This is a genomic window from Mesorhizobium sp. WSM4837, from assembly GCF_055811435.1.
This window is the reverse complement of the sequence record NZ_JBVVQE010000038.1, coordinates 13,356-38,418: the sequence shown is the minus strand read 5'-3', so window position 1 is coordinate 38,418 and position 25,063 is coordinate 13,356. Positions and strand designations below refer to the sequence as shown.

At 64.0% G+C, this 25,063-nt stretch carries 23 protein-coding genes and 2 pseudogenes; 14 read left to right on the top strand and 11 right to left on the bottom strand.

Annotated elements, in window-relative coordinates:
• Window positions 1-83: 83 nt before the first annotated feature.
• Window positions 84-884 (bottom strand): class II glutamine amidotransferase, encoded by an 801-nt coding sequence (locus tag AC0L3D_RS21760; protein WP_473629013.1) that lies wholly within the window; start codon window positions 882-884, stop codon window positions 84-86.
• Between the two features lie 13 nt (window positions 885-897).
• Complete coding sequence (locus AC0L3D_RS21755) at window positions 898-1,152, bottom strand: DUF6356 family protein (protein ID WP_128244455.1); 255 nt, start codon at window positions 1,150-1,152, stop codon at window positions 898-900.
• 115 nt (window positions 1,153-1,267) lie between these two features.
• Here AC0L3D_RS21755 and AC0L3D_RS21750 point away from each other — a divergent pair, with 115 nt between their 5' ends.
• The 6 genes from AC0L3D_RS21750 (at window position 1,268) to AC0L3D_RS21725 (ending at window position 5,763) form a co-directional block, all read left to right on the top strand.
• Entirely contained in the window at window positions 1,268-1,738 is a 471-nt protein-coding gene (locus tag AC0L3D_RS21750; RefSeq protein WP_128183289.1) for an Lrp/AsnC family transcriptional regulator, read from the top strand.
• A gap of 84 nt (window positions 1,739-1,822) precedes the next feature.
• Window positions 1,823-2,308 carry a dUTP diphosphatase gene (gene dut, locus AC0L3D_RS21745; RefSeq protein ID WP_287194544.1) on the top strand — a complete coding sequence of 162 codons (486 nt, stop codon included), beginning with the start codon at window positions 1,823-1,825 and terminating at the stop codon, window positions 2,306-2,308.
• The gene (locus tag AC0L3D_RS21740; RefSeq protein WP_287055152.1) at window positions 2,308-2,964 is read left to right on the top strand and encodes an HAD family hydrolase; all 657 of its coding nucleotides are present in this window, start codon (window positions 2,308-2,310) and stop codon (window positions 2,962-2,964) included. The genes dut and AC0L3D_RS21740 overlap by 1 nt, the downstream gene beginning before the upstream one ends.
• An 85-nt stretch (window positions 2,965-3,049) precedes the next feature.
• A complete protein-coding gene (locus AC0L3D_RS21735; protein ID WP_473629014.1) occupies window positions 3,050-3,898 on the top strand; it encodes a hypothetical protein in 849 nt (282 codons plus the stop codon).
• A 69-nt stretch (window positions 3,899-3,967) separates the two neighbouring features.
• Window positions 3,968-4,771 (top strand): isocitrate lyase/PEP mutase family protein, encoded by an 804-nt coding sequence (locus tag AC0L3D_RS21730; RefSeq protein WP_287344930.1) that lies wholly within the window; start codon window positions 3,968-3,970, stop codon window positions 4,769-4,771.
• The gene (locus AC0L3D_RS21725) at window positions 4,768-5,763 is read left to right on the top strand and encodes a proline racemase family protein (RefSeq protein WP_473629015.1); all 996 of its coding nucleotides are present in this window, start codon (window positions 4,768-4,770) and stop codon (window positions 5,761-5,763) included. Before AC0L3D_RS21730 ends, AC0L3D_RS21725 begins: the two co-directional genes overlap by 4 nt.
• A gap of 85 nt (window positions 5,764-5,848) precedes the next feature.
• Here the strand turns inward: AC0L3D_RS21725 and AC0L3D_RS21720 are convergent, their stop codons facing one another.
• Together AC0L3D_RS21720 and AC0L3D_RS21715 are read right to left on the bottom strand one after the other, a co-directional pair.
• The gene (locus tag AC0L3D_RS21720) at window positions 5,849-6,544 is read right to left on the bottom strand and encodes a sulfate transporter family protein (RefSeq protein ID WP_128174097.1); all 696 of its coding nucleotides are present in this window, start codon (window positions 6,542-6,544) and stop codon (window positions 5,849-5,851) included.
• Window positions 6,545-6,677: 133 nt separating this feature from the next.
• Window positions 6,678-7,514 (bottom strand): DMT family transporter, encoded by an 837-nt coding sequence (locus AC0L3D_RS21715; protein ID WP_473645766.1) that lies wholly within the window; start codon window positions 7,512-7,514, stop codon window positions 6,678-6,680.
• A gap of 184 nt (window positions 7,515-7,698) precedes the next feature.
• Here AC0L3D_RS21715 and AC0L3D_RS21710 point away from each other — a divergent pair, with 184 nt between their 5' ends.
• Entirely contained in the window at window positions 7,699-8,691 is a 993-nt protein-coding gene (locus AC0L3D_RS21710; RefSeq protein WP_473490612.1) for an adenosine kinase, read from the top strand.
• 17 nt (window positions 8,692-8,708) lie between these two features.
• Here the strand turns inward: AC0L3D_RS21710 and AC0L3D_RS21705 are convergent, their stop codons facing one another.
• Window positions 8,709-10,988 carry an NADP-dependent malic enzyme gene (locus AC0L3D_RS21705; RefSeq protein ID WP_128244462.1) on the bottom strand — a complete coding sequence of 760 codons (2,280 nt, stop codon included), beginning with the start codon at window positions 10,986-10,988 and terminating at the stop codon, window positions 8,709-8,711.
• 205 nt (window positions 10,989-11,193) lie between these two features.
• On the opposite strand from AC0L3D_RS21705, the gene mutS reads away from it, so the two are divergent.
• Window positions 11,194-13,881, top strand: a complete 2,688-nt coding sequence (gene mutS / locus AC0L3D_RS21700) for a DNA mismatch repair protein MutS (protein ID WP_473629022.1) — start codon at window positions 11,194-11,196, stop codon at window positions 13,879-13,881.
• 24 nt (window positions 13,882-13,905) lie between these two features.
• Here the strand turns inward: mutS and AC0L3D_RS21695 are convergent, their stop codons facing one another.
• Together AC0L3D_RS21695 and copM are read right to left on the bottom strand one after the other, a co-directional pair.
• Entirely contained in the window at window positions 13,906-14,751 is an 846-nt protein-coding gene (locus AC0L3D_RS21695; protein ID WP_473629018.1) for an aldo/keto reductase, read from the bottom strand.
• A 93-nt stretch (window positions 14,752-14,844) separates the two neighbouring features.
• Window positions 14,845-15,246 carry a CopM family metallochaperone gene (gene copM, locus AC0L3D_RS21690; RefSeq protein WP_128168323.1) on the bottom strand — a complete coding sequence of 134 codons (402 nt, stop codon included), beginning with the start codon at window positions 15,244-15,246 and terminating at the stop codon, window positions 14,845-14,847.
• Window positions 15,247-15,248: 2 nt separating this feature from the next.
• On the opposite strand from copM, the gene AC0L3D_RS21685 reads away from it, so the two are divergent.
• Window positions 15,249-15,416 carry a hypothetical protein gene (locus AC0L3D_RS21685; RefSeq protein ID WP_287226952.1) on the top strand — a complete coding sequence of 56 codons (168 nt, stop codon included), beginning with the start codon at window positions 15,249-15,251 and terminating at the stop codon, window positions 15,414-15,416.
• On the opposite strand, the pseudogene AC0L3D_RS21680 reads toward AC0L3D_RS21685, so the two are convergent.
• Together AC0L3D_RS21680 and AC0L3D_RS21675 are read right to left on the bottom strand one after the other, a co-directional pair.
• Window positions 15,417-15,485: pseudogene (locus AC0L3D_RS21680) on the bottom strand (hypothetical protein); the annotation flags it as partial.
• Window positions 15,486-15,583: 98 nt separating this feature from the next.
• A pseudogene (locus AC0L3D_RS21675) lies at window positions 15,584-16,551 on the bottom strand (HAD-IC family P-type ATPase); the annotation flags it as partial.
• 307 nt (window positions 16,552-16,858) lie between these two features.
• Here AC0L3D_RS21675 and AC0L3D_RS21670 point away from each other — a divergent pair.
• Together AC0L3D_RS21670 and murJ are read left to right on the top strand one after the other, a co-directional pair.
• Window positions 16,859-19,660: a [protein-PII] uridylyltransferase gene (locus AC0L3D_RS21670; RefSeq protein ID WP_473629019.1), complete on the top strand. Its 2,802-nt coding sequence runs from the start codon at window positions 16,859-16,861 to the stop codon at window positions 19,658-19,660.
• A gap of 46 nt (window positions 19,661-19,706) precedes the next feature.
• The gene (gene murJ, locus AC0L3D_RS21665) at window positions 19,707-21,305 is read left to right on the top strand and encodes a murein biosynthesis integral membrane protein MurJ (RefSeq protein WP_473629020.1); all 1,599 of its coding nucleotides are present in this window, start codon (window positions 19,707-19,709) and stop codon (window positions 21,303-21,305) included.
• Window positions 21,306-21,334: 29 nt separating this feature from the next.
• Here the strand turns inward: murJ and AC0L3D_RS21660 are convergent, their stop codons facing one another.
• Window positions 21,335-21,496, bottom strand: coding sequence for a hypothetical protein (locus AC0L3D_RS21660; RefSeq protein WP_023803758.1), 162 nt, complete (start codon window positions 21,494-21,496; stop codon window positions 21,335-21,337).
• A 420-nt stretch (window positions 21,497-21,916) separates the two neighbouring features.
• Between AC0L3D_RS21660 and trpS the strand changes: the two genes are divergently transcribed.
• The 3 genes from trpS (at window position 21,917) to AC0L3D_RS21645 (ending at window position 24,283) form a co-directional block, all read left to right on the top strand.
• Window positions 21,917-22,999 carry a tryptophan--tRNA ligase gene (trpS, locus tag AC0L3D_RS21655; protein ID WP_473627048.1) on the top strand — a complete coding sequence of 361 codons (1,083 nt, stop codon included), beginning with the start codon at window positions 21,917-21,919 and terminating at the stop codon, window positions 22,997-22,999.
• 88 nt (window positions 23,000-23,087) lie between these two features.
• Window positions 23,088-23,579 carry a universal stress protein gene (locus AC0L3D_RS21650; protein WP_023796709.1) on the top strand — a complete coding sequence of 164 codons (492 nt, stop codon included), beginning with the start codon at window positions 23,088-23,090 and terminating at the stop codon, window positions 23,577-23,579.
• 134 nt (window positions 23,580-23,713) lie between these two features.
• Window positions 23,714-24,283: a NifU family protein gene (locus AC0L3D_RS21645; RefSeq protein WP_023796710.1), complete on the top strand. Its 570-nt coding sequence runs from the start codon at window positions 23,714-23,716 to the stop codon at window positions 24,281-24,283.
• Window positions 24,284-24,393: 110 nt separating this feature from the next.
• Here AC0L3D_RS21645 and AC0L3D_RS21640 read toward each other — a convergent pair whose 3' ends face one another.
• Window positions 24,394-25,011: a L,D-transpeptidase gene (locus AC0L3D_RS21640; RefSeq protein ID WP_027151583.1), complete on the bottom strand. Its 618-nt coding sequence runs from the start codon at window positions 25,009-25,011 to the stop codon at window positions 24,394-24,396.
• Between the last annotated feature and the right edge of the window lie 52 nt (window positions 25,012-25,063).

The following is a 25,063-nucleotide window of genomic DNA, read 5'->3' as shown; positions in this document are numbered from 1 at the left end:
ACTGGCGGTGCTTGATTGGAATTGCGCTGCAAGGGTCTGCTGAGGTCGGCACCGTCCCGCGATATTCCGCGATAGCGAGGGATCTACACGGCCAGCGCCAGTCTTGCCGGCTCCGGCGCAAACGGACGAATGGTCATGCCGTCTCTGGTAATGGTGACGAAGCTAGAGGGCGGGATCGGCTGCCAGTCGCCGCTATCACGGTCGAAAGGCTCCAACATAAGGCATCGCCCGCCGCCATTGCGGAAGACGGAGGTGTAGAGGGTCGGCGCGTGGGCATCGGTCGCATAGCGCACCGCATGGAGCGATTCGCCGTCCGACAAGGCGGCGGTAAGTCTCAGCGCCGGTTCGAAGCCGGCGCGGCGCGAGGCGTCGATCACCCGCGCCGTAGCGCGCGACACTGCGCCTTGCGGATCGCCCGCCAGACCCTCGTCGATCATCAGGAGAAAGAAAAGTTCGGAATCGGTGGTGCCCTCGCGGCGATCGAAGACATCGTCGGAGAGCGCATTTTCCAGCGCGCGGCGGATTCTTTCGAAGCCGCCGATCTGGCCGTTGTGCATGAACGACCAGCGGCCGGCAGTGAAGGGATGACAGTTCATGCGGCTGGTGGCGCCGCCGGTCGAGGCGCGCACATGGGCAAGGAACAGGCTGGACCTGATCTGCCGGCACAGGCTCTTCAGATTGGGATCGGACCAGGCCGGCAGGATGTCGCGATAGAGACCCGGTTCGGGCCGGTCGCCGTACCAGGCGAGACCAAAGCCATCGCCATTGGTCGGCGACTTGGCTTCCTGGGCGCAATGACTCTGGGCGATCAGCGAATGGCAGGGTGCCGTGACGATGTCTTCGAGGAAAACCGCTTCGCCGAGGTAGGCCGCCCACCGGCACATCGCTTAATCCCCCTCAGGCGCGATCCATGAGAGCCGCAGGCTCCTTGATCGCGTGTGTGCCTCTGTTGTGCGTGCGCTCATAGAGCTCGCGGATGATTCGGCTGGCCGTAGTCTCGAACAGAAACGGCAAGAAAGCGTGAATGAGTGCGGCGAACGCTGCCATGAACAGACGCGAGCAGAACCACGCCGCGAAGGCCATATGGCTGAAATAGGTCTCGCCCACCTTGGCCGGGTGAGAGGTAAAGAGCCTTGCAAGCCGTGTCGTCATGGTGATCCCTCCTGGCTGGGTAAGCCCCCGATGCTGAATATTCTGGCACAAGCTTTCGGTTCATCGGTCCCAAATCATCCTTGTGTTTGGCCAATTATTGGGACAAACATCCCACATGCCGCTGGAAATCGATGAGATCGACCGAAGATTGCTGGCCGAACTGCAACGCGACGGCACGCTGTCGGTCGACCAATTGTCGGAAAGAGTGTCGCTGTCGCGCAACGCCTGCTGGCGCCGGGTCAAGCGGCTCGAAGAAGACGGAGTCATCACCGGCCGGGTGGCGCTGGTCGATGCCGACAAGCTTGGCCTTGGCCTTTCGGTGTTCATCCTGGTCCGGACCTCCAACCACGATCCGGACTGGCTGCAGAAATTCCGGGCGGCAGTCACCAGTTTTCCCGAGATCACCGGCGTCTACCGCATGTCCGGCGACCTCGATTATGTATTGCGTGCCCGCGTCGCCGACGTGAAGGCGTATGACCGGCTCTATCAGCGGCTGATCGCCAAGGTGGCGCTGTCGGATGTTTCGGCGTCCTTCGTCATGGAGGAGATCAAGGAGACGACGATCATTCCCGTAGAACTGCGCTGAAACGGAACTGCGCTGAAAGAAAGCCGTTGATAGCCTGGCCGCCGAGTTGACTGAATCGGCGTTGACAGCGATAGGATCAGCCTCATGCGCGCAGCACTCTACACTTCCTCCGTCATCGGTCCGGCCGTCGGCTTCATCAGGCTGCCACATGGTGAAGGCCTGCCGCTTCCCGCCTATGAAAGCGCGGGCGCCGCCGGCATGGATCTGCGCGCCGCGGTGCCGGACGACCGGCCGCTGCTGATCCTGCCGGGAAAACGCGCGCTGGTGCCGACCGGACTGATCCTGGAGATCCCGGAGGGGGTGGAAGGCCAGGTCCGGCCACGCTCGGGCCTCGCCTTCAAGCACGGGCTTACCTGTCTCAACACGCCGGGCACCATCGACAGCGACTATCGCGGCGAGGTCAAGGTGCTGCTGATCAATCTTGGCGACGAGGATTTCGCGGTGACGCGCGGCATGCGGATCGCGCAGATCGTCTTCGCCCCGGTGACGCAGGCGACGGTCGATGAGCGCAGCTTGGCCGGCGGAACGACGCGCGGCTCCGGCGGCTTCGGATCGACCGGCACGGCCTGATGTCGCTACCCAAACTCGTCATCTTCGATTGCGACGGGGTTCTGGTCGACACCGAGAACCTGGCCAATCGGCGCCTCGCCGAATGGCTCAGCGCCGCCGGCTACCCGGCAAGCTTCGAATATTGCCGCAAGAACTTCTCCGGCCGCGCCATGGTCTCGGTGCAGAAGGAAGTCGAGGCGACCGGCGCCAGCCTCGGCGCCGATTTCGTCGACCGTTGGAACGCCGGTCTGCCGGACCTGTTCGCGCATGGCGTCGAAGCCGTCCCCTATGTCAGGCAGTTCATCGAAGCCGTGCACGCTGCCGGCATCGCAACTTGCGTCGCTTCGTCGGCGCGGGTGAGTAAAATGCACATCACGCTCGGCCAGACCGGGCTGCTGCCGCTGTTCGAGCATGCACTGTTCAGCTCGACCATGGTTTCGCGCGGCAAGCCTTTTCCCGACCTGTTCCTGCATGCCGCAAGCACGATGGGCTTCGCGCCAGCCGACTGCATCGTCATCGAGGACAGCGTCGCCGGGACATTAGCCGGCATTGCCGCCGGCATGCGCGTATTTTCCTACTACGGCGACCCGCATTCCGACCGCGACGGCCTGACCGAGGCCGGCGGCATCCTGTTTGACGACATGCGCGAGCTGGCCGGGCTGGTGCCGATCCCCTGATCTGGTCTTCAGGTTGTTATCCGGCTGGACGCGCCAGGCGCCTATGCTAGCTTGCCAATGTCCGACAGTGGGATGCGCCCAGCCTATGAACTCGATCCTGTCTCGCTTCACCCTCGCCTGCTTGCTGCTGCCGTGTCTGTGGGCCGCGGCCAGCGCGCAGGGCGTCAGCTTCCCGGACCTTGGCAGCACCCTCCCCGGCCACGAGAACACGACCTATCTCGACCTCGCCAGGATGGTCATTCCCGATCTGGCGGCGGACAAGGATGGCTTCTACCGTGGCTCCATGCCGATCGAGATGCGCCATATCGAAGGTGGGGATAGCGGTGGCTCGCCGCCCGAAACGTCGGGCTTTTCCAATGCTGGCGTGCTCCAGATCAGGGCCGGCGGCAAGGAACGGCTGGCCATGCTGTTCGACCTCGGCAGTTCCTCCGACAGCGCAGAGGGCTTTGCGGTGCTGGCGCTCTACGATCTTGCCGGCAAGCCGAGACTGCTCGACGCTGTCAATGTCGCCGTCGACCGGAGCACCTATTTCCGCGATCCGGGCAAGCTTCCGATCGGGCTAGGCGATGACGTCATCATCACCCTGAGCACGCATTTCAATTCGAGCCAGGGCTATGTGAGCACGCCGCTGATCCTGGTCCGCGACGACAGGTTCGAGCTGATCGACATGATCTCTACGTTCGACGTATCCCTGTGCGCCTACAGGCGCACGCAGGAGTTGGCGTTTCAGACCGCTGCGGAAGGCCAGCCCTATGCGGCCATCAAGGCGACGGTGACCGATGCCACCATGCCGAATGGCGAAAGCTGCGACGATGCGGCGCCCGAGGCTTCCTCGCGCGACATCTCCGTCACCTACCATTGGGAAGGGGCCGCGTACGTCAAGGGGTCCGACGCACTGGACAAATTGGCAGGAGAGAACGCCAATCGCTTCTGACCCAATCGCATTCGTTTGCCCGGCGGGCAGTGGCGGGATAAAATGCGCTTCGCACTCTGGGGAGCATCCATGGACAAGGGCAAGACCTTTCGCGACCTGCACAGTTCGATCTTCGTCATGCCCAACCCCTGGGACGTCGGCACGACGAAACTGCTGGCCTCCTTCGGTTTCAAGGCGTTGGCGACGACCAGCGCCGGCTTTGCCTTTTCGCGCGGCCTGCCCGATGGCGCGGTGACCTTCGAGGCGATGATCCACCACTGCCGCGACGTGACCGCGGCGACCGGCCTGCCGGTCTCGGCCGACCTTGAGAAGGGCAAGGGCGACAGCGCGACAAGTGCCGCGGAAACTGTCTTCGCAGCCGAAGCGGCAGGCCTCGCCGGCTGCTCGATCGAGGACCACACCGGCGAGCCCGACAAGCCGATTTATGAATTTTCGCATGCCGTCGAGCGCGTCGCCGCTGCAGCGGAGGCGGCACGGGCGCTGAAGCACGACTTCGTCTTCACCGCGCGGGCCGAGAATTTTCTGTGGGGCAGGCCAGACATCGACGACACGATCAAGCGGCTGCAGGCCTTCGAGAAGGCCGGCGCCGACGTGCTCTACGCGCCAGGCCTCGGCGATGTCGAGACGGTGCAAACCGTCTGCTCGGCGCTGACCAAGCCGGTCAACGTCATGGTGAGGCCCGGCTTCACCATCGCCGATCTTGCCCAGGCAGGGGTCAAGCGCATTTCGCTCGGGCCCTGGCTGACCAACTACGCCTTCGGCATGCTGGAAACGGCGGCGCGCGAGATCCAGCAGGACGGCACCTTCGGCTTCACCCGCACCGCCATGCCGTTCGGCAAGCTGCAGGCGTTGTTTGCCGAACCCAACGCATGAAGCTCAGCGTCGTCGACATGCACACCGGCGGCGAGCCGCTGCGGATCGTCACCGGTGGTTATCCCAGGATTCCTGCAGGCACGATCCTGGAAAAACGCGCCTATGTGCGCGATCATCTCGATCATCTCAGGAAGATCCTGATATTCGAGCCGCGCGGCCATTACGACATGTATGGCGCGCTGCTGGTGGAACCCGACCTGCCCGGCGCCGACCTCGCCGTGCTGTTCATGCACAATGAGGGCTATTCGACGATGTGCGGCCACGCCATCGTCGCGCTCGGCCGCTACGCCGTCGACGAGGGGCTGGTGGCGCGGCAGGAGCCGCTAACGACAGTCAACATCGAGGCGCCGTGCGGGCTGGTCGTCGCCTCGGTCGAGGTGCAGGACGGCAAGGCCGGTGCTGTGTCATTCGAAAGCGTGCCGGCCTTTCTGTTCGCCCGCGACCAGCAGATCGAATTGCCGGGTTACGGGGCGATCGGATTCGACATCGCCTATGGCGGCGCCTTCTATGCGCTCGCCGATTGCCGGCAGTTCGGGCTGGAGTTCGGCGAAAACCGCGTGTGCGATTTCGTCGATGCGGCGACGGCACTGACGGAGAAGCTGGAGAAGGAATTCCCGCTGTCGCATCCCGACCATGCCGAGCTTGCCTTTCTCTACGGCACCATCCTGACCGACGGACAGGACGCATATTCCGATAGCCCGACCAAAAACATATGCGTCTTCGCCGAGGCTCAGGTCGACCGCTCGCCGACCGGATCGGGCGTCACCGCGCGGCTGGCGGCGATGCATGCCAGGGGCGAAATCGCCGGCCAGACGCGGCTGTTCGAGAGTATCGCCGGCTCGCGCTTTTCCGGCAGCGTGGCGAGGACCGCGAAAACCGGGCCGCATGATGCCATCATCGCCCGTGTCGGCGGCCGCGCCTTCTACAGCGGCCGGGCCGAATTCATCGTCGAACCCGAGGACGAGTTGGGACGTGGTTTTCTTTTACGCTAGCGCCGAACCCAACAAAACGGAACGGAGCGTAACGTTTGGCTACAACCGCCATTCGCAAGCCTGCATCACCAGAACATCAGCACTCCTAAGCCGCTTCCCGCGCCGAGATCGCCTTGTGCAGATGTACCATCATGGCGGCGGCGAACAGCGGCGTCAAAAGGTTGAGCAGCGGCACTGCGAGGAAGGCAGCGACAACCAGCCCGGCGAGGAACACCGTGACGGCATGTTTTTTGCGCAACGCCCGGGCGTCGGCCTCCGGGCGAAAGCGCATCGCGGCGAATTCGAAGAATTCACGTCCCAGCAGATAGCCGTTGACGATGAAGAAGGCGGCGATGTTGATGCCCGGCACCAGCAGAAGCAGCAAGGCCAAAAGGTTGCCGACGATGACGACGCCAAAGAATTTGATCGCCAACACCAGCGAGCGCAGTGCCGGCATCGCGCGGCCGGGTGGGTCATTGGGATAGTCGGTGCGCTCGACCAGTTCGGCGGCGGCGTCGAGGAACAGGCCGGCGATGATCGCCGTCACCGGCGCGATCAGCAGGGCCAGACCGAAGGCAAGGGCGATGGCGGCGATGATGCCGCCCAACCAGCCGGCCCAGGACGGCAGGCCGGGTATCAGGGACTCCAACCACGGCAAGGCCAGCCACTCGACAAGGCTCGTCAACCCGAACCACAAGGCCACCAGCGCCAGCAAGGTGAGCCCCAGCGTCTTGATGAAAACCGAGCGGAATTCGGGCGAGAACAGCCGGCTCAGGGCGGCGCGGGCGGCGTCGAGTATCATCGCGTTTCAAACCCATATGCAACGCGCCCGTTTTGGGCAGGACGCCCCCCGAGATAGGACAGGGAAATCATCAGCGCAACTGCTGCTGATAACGCAAGTTACCGCGCAAACACCGGCTTGCGGACAGGAATGGTCATCGCAGCCACGCCGTCGGGCCAAGGCTCTCGCCGAGGAATACGGCCCCGATACCCACGCCGATCGGCACGCGCAGATAGGCCTGCGAGGTGGTGCCGACGGAGCCCAGCGTATGGATGAGCCGGAAATAAAGGCAGAAGGCCAGCGCAGTTGAAAAAACCGAAAGTCCGAGCAGAGCAAGGATCGAGGCCGTTGATGGCGCCAACGCCCAAGGGCGGTCGAACACAAGGCTGAGGGGGACGAGTATCGCGGCGCCGCAAAGCATCGAACCGGCGGCTGGAATCATCGGATCGAGGCCCTTGAAGCCGCGACCGAAAATGGCGGCACCTGCGTAGCAGACCGTCGCCGCGACGACGGCAAGCTGCGCCCACAACTGGTGACCAAGGCCGCCAAGCGCCTGGGTGCCGACGATGAGGCATATTCCAGCTGTTCCCGCACCGACGCCGAACAGTTTGCGCATGGTCACTGGTTCGTGGCGCGTGATGAGCGCGGTCAGCAAGAAGGTGAAGATTGGGGACGTCGCATTCAGGATCGTGGCCAGGCCGGCGTCTAGCGAGCGCTCGGCCGAGGCTATCAACGTGAACGGCACAACGCTGTTGAGGTATGCCTGGAACGCGAACCGACGCCAGCTGGCGGTATCGCGCGGCAGGGTCAGGCCACGCCAGCGGATGAGGGCGAGAAGAATTCCACCCGCAATCAACGTTCGGGCTGCGATCAGCGTTACCGGCGGGATCGTCTCGACGCCGATCTTGATGAAGGTATAGGAAGCACCCCACAGCACCGCGAGCGCAATGAGGAGCGCCAGCTCGGTCTTCATGTCGGTTTTTGCAGGCATGGCGGGTTCGCAACCTTCGGGGGAACATTGATCGGCGACGCCATCCTTGTAAGCGAGGCACGAAAGAAATGCTTCGATCATTATCCAACCGTGATTGTTGGCTAGGCAAAGCCGCATCAAATCGCTAGACCCGCCCGCGGCCGGCATGCCAGAAAGCCGGTGGTTTTTCGCGGAGACATGATTGATGCCGAACTATGACGTGCTTTGTATCGGTAATGCCATTGTCGACATCATCGCCCAGTGCGACGAGGCATTCCTTGAGACGAACGGCATCATCAAGGGCGCGATGAATTTGATCGATACGAGGCGCGCCGAGCTGCTCTACAGCCGCATGGGCCCGGCCATCGAAGCCTCCGGCGGCAGCGCCGGCAACACGGCGGCGGGCGTCGCCAGCTTCGGCGGTCGCGCCGCCTTCTTCGGCAAGGTCTCGAACGACACGCTCGGCGAAATCTACGCCCATGACATGCACGCGCAGGGCGTCGCCTTCGACACCAGGCCGCTCAAAGGCGAACCGCCAACGGCGCGCTCGATGATCTTCGTCACGCCGGACGGCGAGCGCTCGATGAACACCTATCTCGGCGCTTGCGTCGAGCTCGGTCCTGAGGATGTCGAAGCGGACAAGGCGTCTGGCGCCGCCGTCACCTATTTCGAGGGATATCTGTGGGACCCGCCGCGCGCCAAGGAAGCGTTCCGGCAGACGGCGAAGCTCGCCCATGCAGCCGGGCGCGAAGTGTCGATGACATTGTCGGATTCGTTCTGCGTCGACCGCTACCGCGACGAGTTTCTGGAGCTGATGCGCTCGGGCACCGTCGACATCGTCTTTGCCAACAGCCACGAGATCAAGTCGCTCTACCAGACCGCCTCCTTCGACGAGGCGCTGGCCCAGATCCGCAAGGATTGCAAGATCGCCGCCGTCACCCGCTCCGAAAAGGGCTCGGTCATCGTGCGCGGCGACGAGACGGTCACCATTAATGCGACGGAAATCCGCGAGCTGGTCGACACCACCGGCGCCGGCGACCTCTATGCCGCCGGCTTCCTCTACGGCTACACACAAGGCCGCAGCCTGAAGCATTGCGGCGATCTCGGCTCGCTGGCGGCCGGGCTGGTGATCCAGCAGATCGGGCCAAGGCCGCGGCAGAATTTACGCCACGAGGCTGAGCAGGCAGGCCTGATTTAGGAAGAGGCGCTCGCTCCTCAGGCCCCCGCCGTATAAGCGGCAATCGCCGCCATGTTGACGATGTCGCTGTCCTTGGCGTTGAGCGAGACGATCTGAACCGGCTTGTCCAGGCCGACCAGCAGCGGGCCGATGACGGTCGAGCCGCCGAGCTCCTGCAGCATCTTGGTCGAGATCGAGGCCGAGTGGAAGGCCGGCATGATCAGCACATTGGCCGGGCCGGTCAGCCGGATGAACGGGTATTGCGCCATGGCGCGTGCGCTGAGCGCCACGTCGGCTGCCATCTCGCCGTCATATTCGAAATCGACGCGCCGCTTGTCGAGGATGCGCACCGCTTCCTGGATGCGTTCGGAGCGCTCGCCCTGCGGATGGCCGAAGGTGGAATAGGCAAGCATGGCCAGCCGCGGCTCATAACCCATGCGGCGGGCAAAGCCGGCGGCCTCCTCGGCGATGTCGGCGATCTGTTCGGCATTCGGCATATCGTGCACGGCGGTGTCGGCGACAATCACGGTTCGGCCCCGCGCCAGCACGATCGAGGCGCCGATGACGCGGTGGCCAGGCTTGGCGTCGATAATGCGGCGGATGTCGTCGAGCGCCGTCGAGTAGTTGCGGGTGACGCCGGTGACGATGCCATCGGCATCGCCCAGCGCCACCATGCAGGCGGCGAAATGGTTGCGGTCGTTGTTGATCAGGCGCTGGCAGTCGCGAAACAGGAAACCCTTGCGCTGCATGCGCTCGTACAGATAGTCGGTGTAGACGCCGTTGCGGCGCGACAGCCTGGCATTGATGATCTCGATGCCTTGCTTGTTCAGTTCGATGCCGGCGTTCCTGGCGTTCTCCTTGATGATATCGTCGCGGCCGAGCAGGATGGCGGTGCCGAGCCGCTGGTTCACATAGGAGACGGCGGCCCGCATCACCTGCTCCTCCTCGCCCTCGGCGAAAACGATGCGCTTGGGCTGGCGGCGCACACGGTCGTAGATGCGCTGCAGCGTCGAGGCGATCGGATCGCGGCGGGCGGACAGCTCCTGCGCGTAGCGGTCGAGGTCGAGGATCGGCTTGCGCGCGACGCCGGATTCCATCGCGGCCTTGGCAACCGCGATCGGAATGGCCGAGATCAGGCGCGGGTCGAACGGCACCGGGATGATGTAGTTGGGGCCGAATTTCGGCCGCATGCCCTGGTAGGCGGCGGCGACGTCGTCGGGTACATCCTGGCGCGCCAGTTCGGCGAGCGCACGCGCCGCGGCGATCTTCATGTCGTCATTGATGGTGGTCGCCCGCACGTCCAGCGCGCCGCGGAAGATGTAAGGGAAGCCGAGCACGTTGTTGACCTGGTTCGGATAGTCCGAACGCCCGGTGGCCATGATGGCATCGGCGCGGATTTCGGCGACTTCCTCCGGCGTGATCTCCGGATCGGGGTTGGCCATGGCGAAGATGATCGGCTTCTCGGCCATGGACTGCACCATCTTGGTGGTCAGCGCGCCCTTGGCCGAGAGGCCGAGGAACACGTCGGCACCGTCGAGCGCCTCGGCCAGCGAGCGTGCGTCGGTCTTGACGGCATGCGCCGACTTCCACTGATTCATGCCTTCGGTGCGGCCCTGGAAGACGACGCCTTTGGTGTCGCACAGGATGATGTTTTCGGGCGCAAAGCCCATCGCCTTCATCAGCTCGATGCAGGCGATGCCGGCGGCACCGGCGCCGTTGCAGACCATTTTGGTGGTCTTCATGTCGCGGCCGGTGATTTCCAGCGCGTTGATCAGGCCGGCCGCCGAAATGATGGCGGTGCCGTGCTGGTCGTCATGAAAGACCGGTATGTCCATAAGTTCGCGCAGCCGCTGCTCGATGATGAAGCACTCCGGCGCCTTGATGTCTTCCAGATTGATACCGCCGAACGACGGCCCAAGAAAACGCACGCAATTGATGAACTCTTCGGCATCCTCGGTGTCGACTTCGAGATCGATCGAATCGACATCGGCGAAGCGCTTGAACAGCACCGCCTTGCCTTCCATCACCGGCTTGGCGGCCAGCGCGCCGAGATTGCCGAGGCCGAGGATGGCGGTGCCGTTTGAGATGACGGCGACCATGTTGCCGCGCGCCGTGTAGTCGAAGGCGCGGCTGGGATCCTCGGCAATGGCAAGCACCGGAACCGCGACGCCCGGCGAATAGGCGAGGCTTAGGTCGCGCTGGGTGGCCATCGGCTTGGTGGCGACGATCTCCAGCTTGCCCGGGCGGCCCATGGCGTGGAATTCCAGCGCCTCCTGCGCACTGACGGAGGGGCCGTTGCTTTCGGTTTTCTTGGCCATGATGCTTTCGATTTCCTCACCCGTGCAGCACCTCGTTGAGACGGGCGCGGTGCTTTCTTTTGTGGAACGTTCGGGATTAAGGCTACACTTCGCCGCTGTAAACCGCCAAGCAGATGGCTTGGGAAATTTTGGAAGCAACTTCTTGAACGACGAAACGCCCATTCGCAGCGACAGCGCTACGCCGGCCTTTGCGCCGGCAACGCCGATGATGGAGCAGTATATCGAGATAAAGGCGGCGAACCCGGATTCGCTGCTGTTCTACCGCATGGGCGATTTCTACGAGCTGTTCTTCGACGACGCCGAGAAGGCGAGCCGGGCGCTCGGCATCGTCCTGACCAAGCGTGGCAAGCACCAGGGCCTCGACATCCCGATGTGCGGCGTGCCGGTGCATGCCGCCGACGATTATCTGCAGAAGCTGATTGGACAAGGGTTCCGCGTCGCCGTCTGCGAGCAGATCGAGGATCCGGCAGAGGCGAAGAAACGCGGTGGCAAATCGGTGGTGCGCCGCGACGTGGTGCGGCTGGTAACGCCCGGCACCATCACCGAGGACAAATTGCTGGCGCCGTCGGAATCGAGTTTCTTGATGGCACTTGGCCGGGTCAAGGGCGGAGCCGAACAAAGAAGCGGGGAGCGCGGCAGCGCGACAGGGAACCAAGGAAGTTTTGCGCTGGCCTGGATCGAGATCTCGACCGGCGCCTTCCGCGTTGCCGAGACCAGCGCCGACCGGCTGCTCGCCGATGTCTTTCGCGTCGACCCACGCGAACTGATCGTCGCCGAGCCGGTGTTTTACGATCCGGAGCTGAAACCGGTGTTCGATGTGCTCGGCCGCATCGCCAGTCCGCAGCCGCCGAGCCTGTTCGACTCAGCGTCGGCCGCCGGGCGCATCGCCCGTTTCTTCGAGGTGGCGACGCCGGACAGTTTCGGCACGTTTTCCCGCGCCGAACTGTCGGCGATCTCGGGCGCCATCGCCTATGTCGAGAAGACGCAGAAGGCCGAGCGGCCGCCGCTGTCGCGGCCCGAGCGCGAGGAGCAGGGTTCGACGCTGTTCATCGATCCGGCGACACGCGCCAATCTGGAACTGCTGCGCACGCTGTCCGGCAGCCGCGAGGGCTCGCTGTTCAAGGCGATCGACCGCACGGTGACCGGCGGCGGCGCGCGGCTGCTCGCCGACCGGCTGATGGCGCCGCTGACCGATCCGGCGGCAATTGGCGCAAGGCTGGATTCGGTGTCGTTCTTCCGGTCCGAGACACGGCTGTGCCAGGCGGTGCGGGCGAGCCTGAAGAGTGTCGCCGACATGCCACGCGCGCTGTCGCGGCTGGCGCTCAACCGCGGTGGCCCGCGCGATCTCGGCGCGCTGCGTGCCGGGTTCGAGGCCGCCGGCGCTATTGCCGAACTGTTTGGGGCGACCGCCCTGTCGCCAGAATTGGCGGCGGCGCTGGCGGCGATCGAGGCGCTGCCGCGCCCGCTGGCCGAGCATCTGACACGGGCGCTCGCCGACGAGCTGCCGCTGCTCAAGCGCGACGGCGGCTTCGTCCGTTCCAGCTACAACGCCGAGCTCGACGAGATGCGGGCGCTGCGCGATGAATCGCGCAAGGTGATCGCCGGGCTGGAGCGCTCGCTGATCGACGAAACCGGCATCCGCTCGCTGAAAATCCGGCACAACAATGTGCTTGGCTACTACATCGAAGTCACCGCCAACAACCATGCGATCATGACGAGCAGCGACGGGGCGAAGGCGCGCTTCATCCATCGCCAGACCATGGCCAACGCCATGCGCTTCACCACGACCGAACTGGCCGAGCTGGAATCGAAGATCGCCAATGCCGCCGACCGGGCGCTGGCGATCGAGCTTGCCGCCTTCGACAGGCTGACGGCGGAAGCCGTCGGCGAGGCGCACAAGATCCGCGCCGGCGCCGAAGCACTCGCCGTGCTCGACGTGTCGGCGGCACTGGCGCTGCTTTCCGAAAGCGAGGCATGGTGCCGACCCATCGTGGACGCGAGCCTCGCCTTCGCCATTTCGGGCGGACGGCATCCGGTGGTGGAACAGTCGCTGCGGCGTTCGGGCGAAGGACCGTTCGTCGCCAATGATTGCGATCTGTCGCCGGAAGGCAATGCCAGAAACGGCGCGATCTGGCTGCTGACCGGCCCGAATATGGGCGGCAAATCGACCTTCCTCAGGCAGAACGCGCTGATCGCCATCCTCGCCCAGACCGGCTCCTTCGTGCCGGCGGCATCAGCCCATATCGGCGTCGTCGACCGGCTGTTTTCACGTGTCGGCGCCTCCGACGATCTGGCGCGCGGCCGTTCGACGTTCATGGTCGAGATGGTCGAAACGGCGGCGATCCTCAACCAGGCCGGCGAACGCGCGCTGGTGATCCTCGACGAGATCGGCCGCGGCACCGCCACCTTCGACGGCCTGTCGATTGCCTGGGCGGCGGTCGAGTATCTGCACCAGAAAAACCGCTGCCGGGCGATCTTTGCCACCCATTTCCATGAAATGACTGCGCTGGCCAGCAAGCTCGCTCGACTGCACAATGTCACTATGCGGGTCAAGGAATGGGAAGGCGACGTGGTCTTCCTGCACGAGGTCGACAAGGGTGCCGCCGACCGCTCCTACGGCGTGCAGGTGGCGCGCCTGGCCGGCTTGCCGGAGGCGGTGGTCGGGCGGGCCAGGGAAGTGCTGCACCAACTGGAAGCTGGCGAGGTTTCGGGCAAGGCCAACCGGCTGGTCGACGATCTGCCGCTGTTTTCGGTGGCGCTGAAACGGGAATCGCCGAAGCCGGTGAAGGACGATGCACTGGGCGCCGCGCTCGGAGCGATCAACCCCGACGAGATGACGCCGCGGGAGGCGCTGGAGGCGCTGTATCGGCTGAAGGGAATGGCGGGGAAATAGCTGGGCCTCGTCCGCTCCCATCCCTCAAATCATCTGCAGGCCCTGCTTGCGCCTCGGCGGTGGGAAGGCGCGGTCGATTTCGGTGAAATCCTCACGCGTAAGCTCGATGTCGAGCGCCGCGACATTCTGGCGGATATGCTCCTGCTTGCTGGCCTTTGGAATGGCGATGATGCCGTCCTGTGCCATCACCCAGGCCAGCGCCAGCTGAGCCGGCGTCGCATCGTGGCGGGCGGCGATGGTTTCGAGGCTGGCGTTGCGCGCCAATACGCCCTGATCGACCGGCGAATAGGCAATCAGCGGAATGCCGCGCTGCCGGCTCCAGGGCGCAAGGTCGAATTCGGGGCCGCGCTGGGACAGATTGTAGAGGATCTGGTTGGTCTGGACGCCGTCGCCGGCCGGCAGGCTGACCAGTTCCTCCATCTCATGAGTGTCAAAATTGCTGACGCCCCAATGGCGGATCTTGCCGGCCCTTTTCAACGCTTCGAAGGCCTCGACCGTTTCCGGCAGCGGCACGCTGCCGGGCCAGTGCAGCAGATAGAGATCGATGCGGTCGGTGCGCAGATGCCTGAGGCTTGCCTCGCAGGCAGCCGGCACGCCGGTGCGCGAGGCGTTGGACGGCAGCACCTTGGAGACCAGGAACACCTCGTCGCGGCGCCCGGCAGTAGCATCCGCCACCACTTCCTCGGCGCCGCCGCTGGCATACATTTCGGCGGTGTCGATCAGCGTCATGCCGAGATCCAGCCCAAGCTTCAGGGCATTGACCTCATCGGCATGGCGGCGGGCGTCCTCGCCCATTTTCCAGGTGCCTTGACCCAGCACGGGAACGGCTTCGCCCGAGGGCAATGTCGTGGTTCTTATCGTTGACGGCATGGCGCGCTCCAGTCGAGACCCGATGGCACCACAGCTTTCGGGAGAAATCCAGACGAAAGTCCTGCCCTGGATTGCCTGCAGACTGCCCGATGTCTACTCCACCGGATGGGCGACCAGCCAATCCTGCATCTGCTTGATCTCGGCTTCCTGCGCCGCGATCACCGCTTCGGCCAGCTTGCGCATTTCCGGATCCTTGCCATTGGCAAGCTCGACCTTGGCCATGTCGATAGCCGCCTGGTGATGCGGGATCATGCCGCGGGCGAAATCGACATCGGCATTGCCGGAATATTCGATCGCCGTCATCGCGGTGTGCATCTTGTCCATCGCCGCCTTGTAGCCATCGGTCGAGGCACCCGGCGCGCCCATCGCTCCCATGTCGTGCGCCCCCATGTCGTGTTTCGTCTCCTGGGCTTGCGACGGAATGCTTTCCAGGAAAACGGCGAGCAGCATTCCGGCCGCCATCAGCAGCAGCACGATCTTCTTGGCCAACGTCATTCATGATCTCCTTTTTGAACGAGTTCCTATCTGGGGACTTGGCTCAGAGTTTCAACGCCCTGAGCCGCAACGCATTGGTCATCACCGAAACCGAGGACAGGCTCATCGCCGCTGCCGGTCGCCATGATGATCTTCAGGCCGCGCTCGTGCAGCGCCTTTATCGCCTCTGATGTCGTCGCCTTGATCGGGTCGGCGACGGCGACGATGCCGGCCAGCTTGTTGCCGACGGCGACGAACATCGAGGTCTTGCCCTCGGCAGCGCCTCGGCGCTGGTCGAGATGGATGCGATATCGATGCCGAGAGCGGCCATCATCGCGGCGTTGCCGAGCGCCACCTTCTGTCCCGACTTTTCGAGGCCGGCGGCAATGGCCAGCAGATCATCGTCCGCCATGCCCTCGGCAGCGACGATTTCGGTCAATCTCGGCCGGCCTTCGGTCAATGTGCCGGTCTTGTCGACGATCAGCGTGTCGACCGAGGCAAAGCGCTCGAGCGCCTCGGCGTCCTTGATCAGCACGCCGGCATGCGCGCCGCGCCCTGTGGCGGTCATGATCGACATCGGCGTGGCAAGGCCCAGCGCGCAGGGACAGGCGATGATCAGCACCGAGACCGCCGAGACGATTGCAAAGATCAGACTGGGTTGCGGCCCGAAAATCGCCCAGGCGATGAACGCAACGATCGCAACCACCACGACGGCCGGGACGAAATAGAAGGAGACGCGGTCGGCCAGGCCCTGGATCGGCGCGCGCGAACGCTGCGCCTTGGCGACGAGCTCGACGATCCGCGCCAGATATCGACCAGTTCCGGGCCCTCGTCGCCGGTCGGCACGCCCATCGGTTCCAGCGCCATGCCGCAGATCGGGCAGGCGCCTGGCTTGTCGCGGACGATTTCGGGATGCATCGGGCAGGTGTATTGCGTGCCTTTCGGCATCGCCTGCTGCTCCGGCCTGTCGCCAAGATACTTTGCCGGCTCCGCCTCGAACTTCACCTTGCAGCCGGCCGAGCAGAAATAGAAGCCCTGGCCTTCATGCCGGGAAAAGTGCTTCGCGGCGGCACGCTCGACACGCATGCCGCAGACCGGATCGGTGGCGGTAATGTAGTTTTCCGGCTCGGCCGTGAACTTCGAACGGCAGCGCTCGCTGCAGAAATGATAGCGATGGCCGCCATGATCGGCGGTCGGCTTGCCGGCGGCCGGATCGACGGTCATGCCGCAGACCGGGTCGCGAATGACTGCGTCGGCGACGGACGGAGCAGCTTTCGGCGAGCAGAAACCGCTATGGGCGTGATGGTGGTGGTCGGAGTGCGTCAATGCGGAAAGGCCTCTCTGTCTCGAACTTGCAACAGAGGTAGTGCTTCCAGTAACTGGAAGGTCAAGGCCAATTTCGACCTTTGGTGCCGTGGTGCATGCCGGACTGCCTGACCCAAACCGCTTCCATGCTTATGGCCGCCGCCACTTCCGGGCTTGGCAACATCGTCCAGCAAGACCATCTATCAAGTGCGGCAAGAGGCGATCATCCGGTTTCGACTCCCGTGGAGAGCGTGTCCGTCCGCCCCATACCCAGCGCCGCGAAAACGCGCTATAGACGCCGCCAAAACGGCGAGGCCGAACGACACTTATGGCAAGAATCTCTCTAAAGCTCGACGAACTGATCGACGGCGAAGCCTTGCGCCGCGAGATGACCGCGCTGACCGCGGCCACGGCAGGCGACGGCTCCGGCAAGGCTGCGCGCACCGGTGTTCTGCAGCTTCTCAAGGGCAGGCTGGCCGCCGGCCGCAGCATCGCCGAACGCATGCTGATGGACGACGGCAGCGGCACAGCCTGCGCCGCCCGGCTGTCGCATCTCATGGACGAAATCATCCGCGCGCTCTACGAGTTCGCCGCCACCCACGTCTATCGCATCAAAAACCCGTCATCGGCCGAACGCATGGCCGTCGTCGCGGTCGGCGGCTATGGCCGCGGCACGCTGGCGCCGGGATCCGATATCGATCTGCTCTTCCTGCTGCCCTACAAGCAGACGCCATGGGGCGAGCAGATCGTCGAATACATGCTCTACGTGCTGTGGGACCTGGGACTGAAGGTCGGCCACGCCACCCGCAACATCGACGAATGCCTGCGGCAGTCGCGCACCGACATCACCATCCGTACCTCGATCCTGGAGGCGCGTTTCCTGTGGGGCGAGCAGAAGCTCTATGACGAGCTATTGCAGCGCTTCGACCGCGAGGTGGTGCGCACCACCGGACCCGAATATGTGCAGGCCAAGCTTGCCGAACGCGACGAGCGTCATGCCAAGGCCGGCGAAAGCCGCTATCTGGTCGAACCCAATGTCAAGGACGGCAAGGGCGGCCTGCGCGACCTGCAGACGCTGTTCTGGATCGGCAAGTATTTCTACCGGGTCCGCACCGGCGAGGAACTGGTCGACAAGGGCGTCTTCACCGGCACCGAATACCGGGAATTCCAGAAGGCCGAGGACTTCCTGTGGGCGGTGCGCTGCCACATGCATTTCCTCACCGGCAAGGCCGAGGAACGGCTGCATTTCGACATCCAGCGCGAGATCGCCGAGCGCCTGGGCTACACCACACATCCGGGCCTGTCGGCGGTCGAGCGCTTCATGAAGCATTACTTCCTCGTCGCCAAGGATGTTGGCGACCTGACCCGCATCTTCTGCGCGGCGCTGGAGGAAGAGCAGGCCAAGCATGTGCCGGGCTTCAACCGTATCTTCCTCACCTTCTCGCGCCGCAAGCGCAAGCTTGCCGGCACGTCCGATTTCATTATCGACAACCATCGCATCAACATCGCCGACGACCTGGTGTTCGAGCGCGATCCGGTCAATCTCCTGCGGCTGTTCTGGGTCGCCGACAAGCACGGGCTGGAATTTCACCCCGATGCGCTGAAGCTGCTGACCCGTTCGCTCGGCCTCATCGGCAAGGCGCTCAGGCGCGACGAGGAAGCCAACCGGCTGTTCCTCGACATATTGACGTCGGACCGCAATGCCGAACTCAATCTCAGGCGGATGAACGAGGCGGGACTGCTGGCAAAGCTAATCCCGGATTTCGGCAAGATCGTCGCCATGATGCAGTTCTCGCTGTACCACCACTATACGGTGGACGAGCACCTGATCCGCTGCATCGGCGTGCTGGCCGAGATCGAGCGCGGCGACGGTGAAAAGGTCCACCCGCTTGCCCACTCGCTGATGCCGGGGCTGAAGAAAAGCCGCGAGGCGCTTTATGTCGCGGTGCTGCTGCACGATATCGCCAAGGGCCGGCCCGAGGACCATTCCGAAGCGGGCGCCCGGATCGCGCGGCGGATCTGCCCGCATATGGGGCTGTCGGCGGCCGACACCGAAACGATCGCCTGGCTGGTCGAGAACCATCTCGTCATGTCGATGACCGCGCAGACCCGCGACCTCAACGACCGCAAGACGATCGAGGACTTTTCCGCGATCGTGCAGTCGGTCGAACGGCTGAAGCTGCTGCTCGTCCTGACCGTCTGCGATATCAGAGGCGTCGGGCCTGGCGTCTGGAACGGCTGGAAGGGGCAGTTGCTGCGCACGCTCTACTACGAGACCGAATTGCTGTTGACCGGCGGGTTTTCGGAGGTGTCGCGTGCGATGCGCACCGCGGCCGCCCGCGAAAAGCTGGCCGAGGCGCTCGCCGATTGGCCGGAAAAGGCCCGCAAGCGCTATGTCGCCAAGCACTATGAGAATTATCTGCTGGCGGTCGATCTCGCCGACCAGCTTCGCCACGCCGAATTCATCCGCGAGGCGGATGCGGCGGGCAAGAAGCTCGCCACGATGATCAAGACCCATCAGTTCGAGGCGGTGACCGAGATCACCGTGCTGGCGCAGGACCATCCCCGCCTGCTGTCGGTCATTGCCGGCGCCTGTGTGGCGGCCGGCGGCAACATTGTCGACGCGCAGATCTTCACCACCTCCGATGGCCGCGCGCTGGACACCATCCTGATCTCGAGGGAATTCGACCGCGACGAGGACGAGCGCCGCCGCGCCGAGCGCGTCGGCCGTCTGATCGAGGACGTGCTGTCGGGCAAGAGCTGGCTGCCGGAGATGATCGAGAAGCGCACCAAGCCGCGGCGCGGCGCCAAGGTCTTCCGCATCCAGCCGCGCGCCGAAATCCGCAACACGCTGTCGAACCGGTTCTCGGTGATCGAGGTCGAGGGGCTGGATCGGCCGGGCCTGCTGTCCGAGATCACCGGGGCGTTGTCCGACCTGTCGCTCGACATCGCCTCGGCCCACATCACCACCTTCGGCGAAAAGGTCATCGACACCTTCTATGTCACCGATCTCACTGGCCAGAAGATCGACAGCCCGACCCGGATGGCCGCTATCAAAAACAGACTGATCGCGGTCCTCGAAGGCACCGTGCCCGAGCGCGGCGGCAAGGCCAAGGCTGCGGCCGAGTGACAGCCACCACTCATTTGTCCCAATCCTGCAGGCAGTCTCCAGACGCATGAGCCTTGTCAAAAAGTTCGCGACGGTCGCTTCCGGCACGCTGATGAGCCGCGCCCTCGGCTTCGGCCGTGAGATGCTGATGGCGGCCGCGCTCGGCACCGGGCCGATCGCCGACGCCTTCAACGCCGCCTTCCAGTTTCCCAACACCTTCCGGCGGCTGTTTGCCGAAGGCGCCTTCAACGCCGCCTTCGTGCCGCTGTTCGCCAAGGAGATCGAAACCCACGGCACCGATGGCGCCAAGCGCTTTTCCGAAGAGGTGTTCGGCGTGCTGTTCACGGCGCTGCTGGCGCTGACCATCGCCATGGAACTGGCGATGCCGCTGATCGTGCGCTACCTGGTGGCGCCGGGCTTTGCCGACTCGCCGGAAAAGTTCGAGATGACGGTCCGGCTCGCGACCATCATGTTTCCCTATCTGATCTGCATGTCGCTCGGCGCCATGATGGCCGGCATGCTGAATTCGCTGCGCCGCTATTTCGCCGCCGCGGTGGCGCCGGTGTTCCTGAACGTCATCCTGATCGGCGTGCTCGCCTATGCGTGGCACAAGGGATCGGACGCGCGCACCGTTGGCTTCGCACTGGCCTGGGGCGTGCTGGCGGCGGGGCTGGTGCAACTGGCGATCGTCTGGGTGGCGGTGCGCCATGCCGGCATCTCGATCGGCTTTCGCCGGCCAAGGATGACGCCCAATGTCAAGCGGCTGCTGATCCTGGCGCTGCCGGCGGCGATCACCGGCGGCATCACCCAGATCAACCAGCTGATCGGCACCGCAATCGCCTCGGCGCAGGACAGTGCGGTGTCGTCGCTCGCCTATGCCGATCGCATCTACCAGCTGCCGCTCGGCGTCGTCGGCATCGCCGTCGCAATCGTGCTTCTGCCCGAACTGTCGCGGGCGCTGAAGTCGGGCAATCTGATCGAGGCGGCCAATATGCAAAACCGGTCGGTGGAGTTCACGCTGTTCCTGACCTTGCCGGCGGCGGCGGCACTGCTGGTCCTGGCGGAGCCGATCGTCGGGCTGGTCTACGAACGCGGAGCATTTGCCGCAAACAACTCGACGCCGATCGTGGCGGCGATCCTGGCGATCTTCGGCTTGGGGCTGCCCGCCTTCGTGCTGATCAAGGCGTTCACCCCCGGCTATTTCGCTCGCGAGGACACACGCACGCCGATGATCTTCGCCGCGATCTCGGTGGCGGTGAACATCACCACCGCGCTGACGCTGTTTCCGCAGATGGGCGCGCCGGGCATCGCCGTCGCCTCGGCCGTCGCCGGCTGGGTCAATGCGCTGATGCTGCTCGGCGTGCTGATCCGGCGCGGCCATTGGGGCCGCGACGTGCCGCTCATGAGACGCATCCCACGGCTGGTGCTGTCGGCCGCGGTGATGGCGGCGGCGCTGTATTTTGCCGAACACTGGTTTGCCGCCAGCCTCGCTTCCGGCTCGCCGCTGGTGGTCAAGACTGCAACGCTGCTTGGGCTCGTCGCCGGCGGGGCGCTGCTTTACTTCGTCACCGCCTTCGCCATCGGCGGCGCCGATTTCGGCATGATCCGGCGCAGTATGGCGCGGAAGGGATCACCGTCTGTCAGGGGACAGTCTCCAGATCCGTAAGCTAACCGTAGCGACCCCGTCGACAAGCATCAGTCTTCGCCGGACAATTCGTCATAGACCGGGCGCGGCAGCGGCTTACGTGCCTGCTTGCTAAGTTCGATCCCGAATTCGGCCCGAAGCCGCGCCGCTGTCTCTAGCGGCGTCTCGCGGCCATGTCGGTGCTCCAAAGCTTTCTCGTTTGAGATGGTCATCCATTTCTCGTCAGATCGTTTGCAGAATATGCTCCTATCATACCATATCGATGTCGGCGCCGCCCCTCATTGCCCTGCCGGGCATTTCTCCCCGTTTACGGGGAGAAAGAAGCTGGCTGCCCCTCGGCGCTCGTCCTGCAACGCCTGTCGTTGGCGAAACCGTCGACGACGGGTCTTTCTCCCCGTCACTATACGGGGAGAAATGCCCGGCAGGGCAATGAGGGGCAGCGCCGACCTGTCAAGCCGACAGGCGCTATAGGCGCAGCGCCAACAACATCGAACAAGCAATCCGACCTGAAGCAATCGCTCTGCTGCGATCGCCTACAGCCCCTTGATCGTCTACTCGCTCTCGTCCATAAGCGCGCCGTCGCAAGACTTTCGCCGCGCGCGAAACGGCCCTCCACAAGCCAGGGAAACACCATGACTGACGCCAATCAGCCTGCCTTCAAGCCCCTCGTGTTTTCCGGCGTCCAGCCGACCGGCAATCTGCACCTCGGCAACTATCTCGGCGCCATCAAGAAATTCGTCGCCCTGCAGGACACCTCCGATTGCATCTATTGCGTCGTCGACCTGCATTCGCTGACCGCGCAGCTTGTCCATGAGGATCTCAAGGACCAGACGCGCGCGATCACCGCGGCGTTTCTCGCCTCCGGCATCGACCCGAAGAAGCACATCGTCTTCAACCAGTCGCGGGTCATGCAGCACGCCGAGCTCGCCTGGATCTTCAATTGCGTCGCCCGCATCGGCTGGATGAACCGGATGACGCAGTTCAAGGACAAGGCCGGCAAGGATCGCGAGAACGCCTCGCTTGGGCTGCTTGCCTATCCGAGCCTGATGGCGGCCGACATCCTAGCCTACCGCGCCACCCATGTGCCGGTCGGCGATGACCAGAAGCAGCATCTGGAGCTGACACGCGACATCGCGCAAAAATTCAACAACGACTTTTCGGACCGCATCGCCGGCCTTGGCGTCGGCGTCGAGATGAAGGTCGGCGAGGAGACCGTGAACGGTTATTTCCCGCTGACCGAACCGATCATCGGCGGACCGGCGGCGCGCATCATGTCGCTACGCGACGGCTCGAAGAAGATGTCGAAGTCGGATCCGTCGGACCTGTCGCGCATCAATCTGACCGACGATGCCGACAGCATCTCGAAGAAGATCCGCAAGGCCAAGACCGACCCGGAGGCGTTGCCTGGCGAATTGGACGGCCTGGCCGGCCGGCCGGAAGCCGAAAACCTGGTCGGCATCTATGCGGGTCTCGCCGAGATATCGAAGGAGGCAGTGCTGAAAGAGTTTGGCGGCCAGCAGTTTTCGGTGTTCAAGCCGGCGCTGGCCGACCTTGCCGTGGAAAAGCTGGCGCCGGTCGCCGGCGAAATGCGCCGCATTTCCGACGACCGCGCCTATGTCGACGCGGTGCTCAGGGATGGCGGCGAGCGGGCCGGCCTGCTGGCCGAGGCGACGATGAAGACCGTGCGCGACATCATCGGCCTGCTGCAGGGTTAATCTGCAGCCAATATCGCTACATCCGCCGGTCGCTTGCGGCCGGGCCGTGGCGGTGGCAGATTGCGACCGAAACCATCGAAGGTAGAATATGGTCTCCAAACGCCTCAGCCGCGAAGCCGGCCATCGCCGCAAGTTTTTGGCGATTATCGACGACACGCCCGAATGCGAACGGGCCGTCGTCTACGCCTCGAAGCGCGCGCAGAGCACCAGCGGCGTGCTGGTGCTGCTCTATGTGATCGAGCCGGACGATTTCCAGCATTGGCTGGGTGTCGAGAAGATCATGCGCGAGGAGGCCACCGCCACCGCGCGCGCCGCACTGGACAGCTATGCCAACAAGGTGCGCCAGAAGCTCGGCATCGAGCCGGAACTGGTGGTGCGCGAAGGCAAGCCGACGGAAGAGATCCACAAATTGATCGAGGAGGACCAGGATATCGCCATCCTCGTGCTGGCCGCCGGCGCCGGCAAGGAGGGGCCGGGCCCGCTGGTCGGCGCGGTCGCCGGCAAGGGCGCCGCCTTCCCGATCCCGGTGACAGTGGTGCCGCAGAACCTGTCAGACGAAGAAATCGACAGCCTGGCCTAAGGTGTGTTGCAGAAGACCGCAAAAACATTCTCCCAGCCAGCCGTTCCGGCGATGGCTTTCGCTTGAATGTCCTGCCGATAGGGCCTATTTAGAATTATTCCAAACTATATGCCCGAACGGGCTCGGAGACGTCCATGTTCATCCAGACCGAATCGACGCCAAATCCGGCGACATTGAAGTTCCTTCCCGGCAAGGAAGTGCTTGTCGAAGGCACCGCAGATTTCCGCGATGCCGACAGCGCTGCCGCGGCTTCGCCGCTGGCCGGCCGGCTGTTCGAGATCCCGGGCGTGACCGGCGTCTTCTTCGGCTATGATTTCGTCACCGTGACCAAGGACGGCCCCGACTGGCAGCATCTGAAGCCGGCGATCCTCGGCGCCATCATGGAGCACTTCATGTCCGGCGCGCCGGTCATGGCCAGGGCCGGCCCCGCCGCCGAGACCAGCCAGACCGGCGAATTCTACGACAAGGCCGACGAGGAACTGGTCATCACCATCAAGGAACTGCTCGACACGCGAGTGCGTCCGGCGGTCGCCCAGGACGGTGGCGACATCACCTTCCGCGGCTTCGAGAACGGCACCGTGTTCCTGCACATGAAGGGCGCCTGCGCCGGCTGCCCGTCGTCGACGGCGACGCTGAAGCACGGCATCCAGAACCTGCTCCGGCATTTTGTGCCCGAGGTGCAGCAGGTCGAACAGGTCTCTTAAGATCAAAGGACGTCAATTCGCCCCTTCGCGCGACACAAAAAACCGGGCCAAATTGCCCGGTTTTTTGTTTTGGGACGTCAGTTGTTGCCTAGACGGTCCGCGTATGAGCTCTAGAGAACGATGACCTTGGCGCCGACGGAGGTGCGGTCGTAAAGGTCGATGATGTCCTGGTTCATCAACCGAATGCAGCCCGACGACATCGCTTTGCCGATCGAGTTCCACTCCGGGCTGCCATGCAGGCGGTAGCCTGAATCGCCGCCCTTGTTGAACAGATACAGGGCGCGCGCGCCGAGCGGGTTGGTCAATCCGGGATCCATGCCGCCGGCAAATTTGGCGAGTTCCGGCTGGCGCTTGATCATCGCCGAAGGTGGCGTCCAGGTCGGCCATTCGCGCTTCGCCGCGATGCGGGCGGTGCCGCGCCATTCAAAACCCTCGCGGCCGACGCCGATGCCGTAACGCATCGCCTCGCCGCCGCCCATGACATAATAGAGGAACTTGTTCTGCGTATCGACGACGATGGTGCCCGGCTTTTCACCGGTGTCGTAGCTCACGATCTGCCGGCGGTATTTGAACGGCACCTTTTCGATCGGAATGCGCGGCAGTTGATAGCCCGCATCGGTCATCGGGCCATAGTTGTTGGTGAATATCTGCGAGCCGATGGTGCTGCAACCAGCAATAGCCGTCGACAGCGCAAGTGCGGCGACGATTGCGAATGACTTCATGCGCATGAAAAGGTCCGATGCCCCGCCCGAAAGATAGCGGCACGAGACGGCCGCCTTG